The sequence below is a fragment of the bacterium genome (assembly GCA_016873475.1).
Taxonomy (GTDB): domain Bacteria; phylum Krumholzibacteriota; class Krumholzibacteriia; order JACNKJ01; family JACNKJ01; genus VGXI01.
This window is the reverse complement of sequence record VGXI01000334.1, coordinates 1-2,462: the sequence shown is the minus strand read 5'-3', so window position 1 is coordinate 2,462 and position 2,462 is coordinate 1. Positions and strand designations below refer to the sequence as shown.

Below are 2,462 nucleotides of genomic sequence, written 5' to 3'. Positions count from 1 at the left end.
AGGAAGAAGCCCTCGCTGCACTGCACCGGTTTGGCGTCACTCTCGCGCACTTCGACGACGAGCACGCCACCCACAGCCCCGACACTCACCCCAACCGGCGGGTCGCAGTTGCGCGCGATGTCCTGCACGCGGGCCCGCAGCGCACTGGAGTCCTTCACCCCAAGCACCGAGCCGTCGTCGCGCACGCCCAGCAGGACGCGCCCGCCCTCGGCGTTGGCCAAAGCGACAAGATCGCGCGCCAGGGCCGCGGGCAAGCTCTCCTTGAACTCGAGCGTGCTGCTCTCGCCGGCTTGGATCAGGAGGCGCAGGTCCGCGGACTTCATGCCGCCGCGGCGGCTGGAGCTTCTCTTCACGAGGCAATCCCCCAGGCAGCGGCCACGCGGGCAGGGCCGCGGCCGCAGATGCAGGAGGATTGCTGGTCACTCCCCGGGGGACGGGGGGTCTCAGTCTAGCGAGGGGCGATCCCCCTGATCAAGAGCCAGACCGCGAAGGGAATCTCGAAGGCCGCCATCGGCGCCCAGAGCGCCATGGCCACGCTGCCCGGCAGCGCGCCGGCGAGCCGCAGCGGCAACCCCACCACGAGCAGCAGCGAGGCGACCAAGCCCAGCCAGGCCAGCCAGGCGGGGATCAGCCGTCCCTTCAGGAAGAGCCACGCGAAAAAGCTGCTGCCCACGGCGAAGAAGAGCCCGGCGACCAGCACGCCCGAGTTCTGCGCGAGCAGGTAGGCGCCGATGGCCTGCGCGCCCTCCGCAGACGGCGCCTCGGCGCCGGTGGTCGTGCTGAGCCAGAGCAGCCCCAGCGAGGACTGCATCCCGGCGGCCCCGATCACTCCCTCGCCCACGCGACAGGCGAGGCCGAGCAGGGCGAGGTCGCGATCCACGGCACGGGTGAGCGCGTAGAGCGATACCCCCAGCGCCAGCGCCGTGAAGGCGGTGAGCAGATTGCACAGGGCCGCCAGGCGCGCGAGCGTCTCGTGCTGGGCAATGCCGGCGAGCTTGGCGGCGGTCTCGCCGTCGCCAGTGGCCCTGCCGAAGAGAGCCATCGCCGCGATCCCCAGGGCGATGTAGAGCAGGAACGCGTAGCCGGCGATTCGCGAGCTCGTTCTGAAGGTCAACGCGACTTCTCCTCGCCAAATGACTGCGCAAGCGGCATCAGAAACCGAGTGACAATCACACTAGGGCAAGGGCCGGCCCCGATCAAGCTGGCGCCGGCTAGGCGCCAGCCTTGGGCCTAACCGGCCGCCGGGCATGCTCCGACAGCTCTGCCTCGATCTCCTCGATCGTCGGTAGGCTGCCAGCGAGCGCCTTCGGGAGCTTGTCGATGAGCTGCGTCTCCCACTCGGCAACGCCAACGGGCCGCCTCAAGTGCCGCAGTGCATATTCTACCTCGATCTTGTCCTTGCAACGGCAGAGAAGCAAGCCGATCGTCGGCTGATCGTCCCGATGCCGCAGTAGATCGTCGACGGCCGAGAGGTAAAGGTTGAGCTGGCCGACGAATCTCGCATCGAAGGCCACCGCCTTCAATTCCACGACCACGTAGCGGCGCAGCTTGAGGTGGTAGAACAGAAGATCGACGGCGAAGTCACGGTCGCCGACCTCCAGCGGCACCTGGCGACCGACGAAGGCGAAGCCAGCGCCCAGCTCGAGCAGGAAGCGCTGGACGTGGTCGACGAGTGCTAGCTCGACCTCGCGCTCGCGGCGTGGATCGGCGGTGCCGAGGAAATCGAAGAGGTAGGGGTCCTTAAAGATCTGCTGGGCCAGGTCCGAGTCGCCGGGAGGCATGGCGGCCTTGAAGTTGGTCAAGGCCTTCCCCTGCCGCTCCTGCGTGCGGCTGCGGATGTGAAGCACCAGGATGCTGTGGGACCACCCGTTCCGGATGGCCTCTCGCGCATACCAGAGTCGCGCCGCCGAGTCGTCGAGCCTCTCCAACAGGGCGATGTGGTGTGACCAGGGGATTTGTGCAAGAGGCTCTTGCACAATTGCCCGTTCCGGCCAGGCCGCAGCGAAAGCCCTCATGTACTTGAGGTTGCGGGCGGAGAACCCCTTCATGTCCGGAAAGGCCTCACGGAGATCCGCGGCCAGGCGATCGATCACCTTGGCGCCCCAGCCGGCCTGCTCTTGGCGGGCCAGGATCATCCGCCCCACATCCCAGTAGAGCAGGACCATTGCCGCATTGGCAGCCAGGACGACGCGCAGGCGCTCCCGTTCAATGCGCGACTTGATCTCAGCGAATGCGAAGACGTAGTCCGCGGGCACCACCGCGCGCGGCGACGCTACCGGGACACTGGCCCCGGGCCGAGCGTGGCCCCGCGCGAGGCGGGACTCGGCCTTCGGCTGGCGCTCACGAGCCATACCCAAGCTCCTGTGGGTCGGCGTCGTGGGAGGAGGCTCAGTTTGCCTGGGAACAGCCCCCGCAGTCAATCGCCGGACCACCTAGCCGCCGGTCGCTAGCGACTCGCCCCC

General features: G+C 68.2%; 3 protein-coding genes. All 3 read right to left on the bottom strand.

Features of this window, described 5'->3' with window-relative positions; all coding sequences use genetic code 11:
• The coding region (locus FJ251_15485) for an ATP-binding protein (GenBank protein ID MBM4119105.1) at positions 1–323 on the bottom strand (323 nt) is incomplete at its 3' end.
• A gap of 125 nt (positions 324–448) precedes the next feature.
• Positions 449–1,135, bottom strand: coding sequence for a DUF4386 domain-containing protein (locus FJ251_15480; GenBank protein ID MBM4119104.1), 687 nt, complete (start codon positions 1,133–1,135; stop codon positions 449–451).
• A gap of 76 nt (positions 1,136–1,211) precedes the next feature.
• Positions 1,212–2,351 carry a DUF1016 domain-containing protein gene (locus FJ251_15475; protein MBM4119103.1) on the bottom strand — a complete coding sequence of 380 codons (1,140 nt, stop codon included), beginning with the start codon at positions 2,349–2,351 and terminating at the stop codon, positions 1,212–1,214.
• Positions 2,352–2,462: the final 111 nt, after the last annotated feature.

Bases quoted from the DNA above. Each gene is read 5' to 3' on its own strand.
- FJ251_15475 (MBM4119103.1), bottom strand. From the start codon at position 2,351: ATGGCTCGTGAGCGCCAGCCGAAGGCCGAGTCCCGCCTCGCGCGGGGC.